Source organism: uncultured Mucilaginibacter sp., assembly GCF_903913935.1.
GTDB lineage: Bacteria > Bacteroidota > Bacteroidia > Sphingobacteriales > Sphingobacteriaceae > Mucilaginibacter.
Genome location: NZ_CAIWNH010000241.1, coordinates 1 through 6,063, shown reverse-complemented (window position 1 = coordinate 6,063; position 6,063 = coordinate 1). Strand labels below are relative to the sequence as shown.

The following is a 6,063-nucleotide window of genomic DNA, read 5'->3' as shown; positions in this document are numbered from 1 at the left end:
GGGGCAGTGTTTTTGCTTCCGCAGGCAGATAATAACAGAATGAAAATTATAAAAATGTGATTTCGGCGAAGTTGAAAAATGGTCTTTACATAACCTTTAATACGGGTAGTATATAGCGTATAAGATTTTTTACTATCGTTCGAAATGACAAAGGGTGTTATTTGGGGATTCATTTGTTTTTTAATTTATAATACTTAAAAAAGCCTTTCGCCTTTTACCCCTGCCTGTCGGCAGGCAGGGGTAAGCTTTCACCTTCCTAAGTCGTCCTCAGTATTTCCAGCGGCGGTTTGTTTAAAACGCCACTGCTGTTTAACAACCCAATAACCAATGTTAAAAGCGCTATAATAAAAAACAGCGCCAATACCGGCCATATGTTAATAGCGAATGGAATTTCAAAACTGTATTTTGCCAGCAGCCAGCTTCCGGTTACCGCGATCAGGATCCCGGTTAATGCCGATAATGCCCCTAAAAATAAATATTCCAGTGCGGTTATAGCGAATATTTGTTTGCGGCTTGCGCCAAGGGTGCGTAATAAGACACTTTCCTGGATGCGCTGGTATTTGCTGATACGGACAGAAGCTATCAATACAACTACACCCGTAATAATACTGAAAGCGCTCATAAAGCGGATGATATAGCCGATTTTATTCAACAGGTCATCAATGATGGAAATTACCTGCCCAATATCTATAACCGAAACGTTAGGAAAAGCCCGAACCACCGCCTGTTGAAACTTTGCGGATGCTTTTACAGATGGCACGTGCGTAAGTTCGACATCAAATTGCGGTGCTTCCTCCAAAACTCCCGTCGGGAAAACGATCTGGAAATTGGTTTGGACCTTATTCCAGTTTACCTGCCTTACGCTGGCCACTACCGCTGGCATGCTTAAGCCTTGTACATTAAAAACCAAATGGTCGCCCACATTAACATGGTTGCGTTTTGAAAAAAATTGTTCGATGGATACGGGTATTTCTTTGTTGGCATCTGCTTTTCCGATCCATTGGCCGCTTACTATTTTCTCAGATGGAGTAAGTGTATCGCGGTAGGTAACGCGGTATTCATAGGAAAATGCATGCTTGGAGATTTGAGATTTTGGGTCCTTTTTTACATCTTCCGCGGTTTTGCCATTTATCTTATCCAGCCTTATGGTAACGATAGGTACCTGTTGGATCACCGGCAGTTTTTGCTGGCGGGTGAGGTCTGCAACCGCTTTTTTCTGGTTGTTTTGAATATCAAACAGGATCATATTGGCCTGGTTGGCGCCGGATGACAGGCTGACCTGCTTCATCAGCATCGCCTGGATGAAAAACAGCGTGCAAATAAATGCCGTGCTGAGCCCGATGGACACGATCAGGATGATGGTTTGGTTATTTGGCCGGTAAAGGTTAGCGAAGCCCTGTCGCAATAAATAACTCCAGCTGTTTTGAATTACCAGGCGCATTACTTTCATCAACAGCCAGGCCACAAAGACCAGGATGAGGAAGGCAATGCCGATGCCGATCGTGAAAAAGATACTTGCCACCCAGCTATCCAATTGGAAATAAGTGAAAGTGGTCACGAAAAGTAAGATCAAACCATACACCAGCCAGCGCAGGGGATCGCGAACCAGGTTAATTTCTTCATAAGAGATCCGCAATGTGTTTAATGGTGAAATATTACGGATCGAAATAAGCGGCAATAGTGCGAACAGGATAGAAATGATCACCCCCAGTAAAATGCCCTGGCCAATGGCCAGCCACGAAATGGTGGTGGTTATATCAAAAGGCAGAAAATCCTTCATGATCACCGGTAAAATATGCTGCACAAATGTGCCTGCAAATGCCCCGACAACCGAGCCTATGATGCCGATGCTGACAATCTGGATCAGGTAGATCAAAAATGCTTCGAAGCCTTTTACCCCCAGGCAGCGCATGATGGCGATAGAGGCGATCTTTTCGCGGATATAGATATGAATGGCGCTGGCAACTCCCACACACCCCAGCAACAGCGCGATAAACCCTACCAGCGATAAAAAGTGTGTCAAATCTCCGAAAGAGCGGCCGGTGTTTTCTTTGCGCAATTCGATGGTCTCGTAATTCATATCGGCCTTATCCAAACGCGGGTCGATATTTTTGACCAGTTTTTTCATGTCGACCGGATGATCGTACTTGTAATAATAGCTGTATGTGATGCGGCTGCCTTTTTTGGAGAGCCCGGTTTGCCCAAGGTATTGCATCGGGATATAAACGGTAGGGGCGATATTGGATGAAATGCCCGCTTGCCCGGGCGCTTTGTTTAAAGTACCGGCAATTAAAAAGGTTATTTCGCCAACTTTTATCGAGTCGCCCACATTAACGTTGTACTGCAGCATCAACACTTTATCCACCAGTGCTTCTTTGCCAGTTTTAAAGGCAGTTCCGGCTGCAACGGGGACGGTCTCAAAGCCACCATAATAAGGAAAGCCGCCCTGCAAGGCATGTACCTGCACCAGCCTGGTGCCTTTTGATTTTGGGAAATAGATCATCGAAACAAAAGTTCGTTCTTCCGATCTTTTATCCCCTAAGGAATCCAACAAAGGTTTTATGGAAGCATCAGCAGGTTTGGCCGATGATACCGCCAGATCGGCACCTATCAGACTTGCTGCCTGGGAGTTGATATCATTCTCCAAATTATACCTGAACGAATAAATGGCCACCAGTGCTGCGATACCAAATATAATCGCCGAAATAAAAAGCATTAATCGCGAACGGTTGCGGCGGCTATCCCGCCAGGCCATTTCAAAAAGCCAGGGGATATTGATCTTTCTTTTATCCATGGCCGTTATTTATCTTCGGTTTTTTCGTCAGCGATCAGTTTGCCGCCCTTTATGCGGATGATGCGCTGGGTTTTGGCTGCCAGTTCCAGGTCGTGTGTCACCACCACAAGGGTAGTGCCTGCTTCTTTATTGAGGTCAAATATCAGCTTAACTACTTTTTCAGCGGTTTCAGTATCCAGGTTGCCGGTTGGCTCATCTGCAAATAAGATGGCCGGTGAATTGGAAAACGCCCTCGCCAGCGAAACACGCTGCTGCTCCCCGCCTGACAGTTGCGCCGGGTAGTGATGCCAGCGATCGGCAAGGCCTACTTTATCCAGCAGTTCCATTGATCGCGCTTTGATGTTCTTTTCCCCCCGTAATTCCAAAGGAACCATTACATTTTCCAAAGCCGTTAAGGTTGGAAGCAGCTGGAAATTTTGAAAAATAAAGCCCACATACTGGTTGCGCACCTGCGCGCGCTGGTCTTCCGATAGACTCCCCAGGTTGATATTAGCCAGTTCAACCTTGCCCGATCCGGGTTTATCCAGCCCGGCACATAAACCCAATAGGGTTGTTTTTCCGCTCCCGGAAGGGCCCACAATGGCATTGGTTGAGCCTTCGGCAATAGAAAAGTTAATATGATCAAGTACGGTTAGGGTGCGACCGGCACTTTGATAAGTTTTGCCGAGGTCTTCGATATTAAGGATTGTCTTCAATGGATCTTGCTTTTTATATAGATTTTGTACGCTCGGTTTTGTTACTGCCTGCAGCACGTAAATATCTGTTATACACGATTAACAAAGAGGAAAAACTTATTATTTTTAAATTATGACACTTTGATGGTTGATTGAGTTGAATAGGTTGGATTGAGTTGAATAGGTTGGATTAAGTTGATTAGGTTGAATTGAAAATACCTTAATCAACAACTCAAAAATCAACCAATCAACTTCCTTGCAAGACTTTCCTTCACCGTCACCAGCCACTCATCTTTTAAAATACTCAAAACAATAGAATCACGACGACCACCATCACACAGCGGCATGCTGCTGCGTAAAATACCTTCGGGTTTGCAGCCGATGCTTTTCATGGCGGCAATACTGCGCTCGTTACGGGCATCGGCCCTAAATTCAACGCGCTCGGCCTCAAGGGTTTCAAAGGCAAACTGTCACGTCCTGAAAAAGGTTTACACTTTTTGATGATTAATCCTGTATTGAGTTTACACTTTATTTTAATCCTGTAATAGGTTTACAGTTTTATAAAGATAAAGAATAACTGTTGTTGTTTGCTTGTCGTGTTGGAATGTGGGAAACTCCTTTAGTTTTCCATATTTCAACACGTTTTTCTTTTTTTGCTTCTTTTTTTCTTTTTGTTATCTCCTTTCTTTATGTTGAAAAGCTATGCCATCGCTTTTGCTGCCGGTGGGTTAAACAGACTTCTCCAGCGGCGCTTGATCGGGCCGGTTTGCATGTGCGCCTTTTCCGGTGTCATCATATCCACGCTGCTGTGCGGTCTCATCCGGTTGTAAATATCGATGGCTATTTTTGCCGAACACTGCGCTTGATTAATATTCGAATAAGCATCCTCAAGCAACTCTTGTTTAAGTATCCCGTTCACCCTTTCTGCAATGGCGTTGTCTTTGGGGTTGCCGCTTTGGGTCATGCTGATATTGATAGAATTAGATTTTAATAAGGTTACATAGCCGTCGCAGCAGTATTGTGAACCACGATCGGAATGATGTATTAATGGCTTATCGCTTGCCCGCCCTTTTAACGCCATTTCCAATGCAAGCAGAGGGCCATTCGCCGACAAATCAATATGCATACAGAAACCAACAATCTTACGGCTATAAGCATCCGTTATCAGGCTGAGGTAAGCGAACTTCTTCTTCCTCAGCCGTATATAAGTAATATCGCTTACCCATAACTCATCTGCACGGCTTAACCTGATGTCCTTTATAAGGTCGGGGTATTTCTTCATCCAGTGATTGGAATCTGTTGTTTGGGGCTGACTGCGCCTTCTCTTTACAATTAGCAAATCATTTTCCCGCAACAATTCAAAAAGCAGATCCCTGCATATATACATGTCATGGCCTTCCATAAATGGCTCCATCAGTTCATGCAGCTTTCGACAACCAAGCCGGGGTTGAAAGGTACGGTGATAAAGCACCTGCTGGATCAACAGGTCCTGTTCAAGTGATTGGCTGCCTGCTATCTTTTGGTACTGATAATACGCCTGCGGCGAATAACCAAGCAGTCTGCAAAACCCACGAAGACCGCGTGGGCAATTTTGCATTTTCATTTGGACTGCCTGGTGCCATGTTTTTTTCGCAGGTCGATGCCGAGCTCCTTACTGGATATATCGAGCATAAAATCCTGCAACTCGATCTTTAGCCGGGCCTCGCGTAATTCCTTTTTTAGTAGATTTATGTCATCAGGTATCGGTAATTCTTCCTTCACCACCCTGACAATTTCTCTCGCTTTTTTCGGCTTATTATGTTTTGACATCACAATACGATGTACCTGATCACGGGTTATTCCGTACTTCTCCGCTAATATACGGTAACCTAAGCCTCCTTCATTATGATCATAAAGGATTGCTGACACATTTTTATACTCCATTTTGGGTTTACTTAATGTGTAAACCTATTTCAGGACTAGACACGCGCGTGAAAAAATGGAACGCTGGAACGCTGGCATAGCTGCCCGTTCAGGGTTTGAACCGGCGGGAAATTAAAAGTTTTACTACCGAACTTACGTTTATATAACACCACCTATTTTCATTAGCTTTATTCAGCGGTATTTGTTAGGTGATGGACAGGGACAGTTAAACTGTTTATTTATTTTATCATTGCCGTATAATTATAAAATCAACCAATTTTAAATTTAAACCATGCAGGTAATCTTTGGCGTCATTTTCCACTTTATCGGTGGTTTTGCTTCGGGCAGTTTTTATATTCCCTATAAAAAAGTAAAGGGCTGGGCCTGGGAAAGTTTCTGGATAGTCGGCGGCATTTTTTCGTGGCTCATAGTGCCGCCATTAGCAGCCTGGCTAACCATCCCTCACTTTACCGAAATCATAAAAGACACCAATGGGAGTATATTATTTTTAACCTATTTCTTCGGACTGTTATGGGGAATTGGCGGCTTAACTTATGGCCTGGGCGTACGATACCTTGGGGTATCATTGGGCAGTACTATAATCTTAGGTTTGTGCGCGGTATTTGGTGCACTCATCCCCTCAGTTTATTATAATTTTTTTCCGAAGGATGGTAAGGACACCATCACTACCCT

Annotated in this window: 6 protein-coding genes; 1 reads left to right on the top strand and 5 read right to left on the bottom strand. The window is 44.2% G+C overall.

The features are described from left to right. Positions 1-256: 256 nt before the first annotated feature. From QZY09_RS09245 to QZY09_RS09225, 5 genes are all read right to left on the bottom strand, one after another. The gene (locus tag QZY09_RS09245; protein WP_295671469.1) at positions 257-2,794 is read right to left on the bottom strand and encodes an FtsX-like permease family protein; all 2,538 of its coding nucleotides are present in this window, start codon (positions 2,792-2,794) and stop codon (positions 257-259) included. 5 nt (positions 2,795-2,799) lie between these two features. Further along, positions 2,800-3,489 carry an ABC transporter ATP-binding protein gene (locus QZY09_RS09240; RefSeq protein ID WP_295671466.1) on the bottom strand — a complete coding sequence of 230 codons (690 nt, stop codon included), beginning with the start codon at positions 3,487-3,489 and terminating at the stop codon, positions 2,800-2,802. Between the two features lie 218 nt (positions 3,490-3,707). Beyond that, entirely contained in the window at positions 3,708-3,860 is a 153-nt protein-coding gene (locus QZY09_RS09235; RefSeq protein ID WP_295671463.1) for a hypothetical protein, read from the bottom strand. A 308-nt stretch (positions 3,861-4,168) separates the two neighbouring features. Continuing rightward, positions 4,169-5,071, bottom strand: a complete 903-nt coding sequence (locus QZY09_RS09230) for an IS3 family transposase (RefSeq protein ID WP_295671461.1) — start codon at positions 5,069-5,071, stop codon at positions 4,169-4,171. Further along, positions 5,068-5,391 carry a hypothetical protein gene (locus QZY09_RS09225; protein ID WP_295671460.1) on the bottom strand — a complete coding sequence of 108 codons (324 nt, stop codon included), beginning with the start codon at positions 5,389-5,391 and terminating at the stop codon, positions 5,068-5,070. Before QZY09_RS09225 ends, QZY09_RS09230 begins: the two co-directional genes overlap by 4 nt. 271 nt (positions 5,392-5,662) lie before the next feature. Here QZY09_RS09225 and QZY09_RS09220 point away from each other — a divergent pair. Next, positions 5,663-6,063, top strand: a 401-nt coding sequence (locus QZY09_RS09220; protein ID WP_295671458.1) for an L-rhamnose/proton symporter RhaT, incomplete at its 3' end; no start/stop codon positions are given.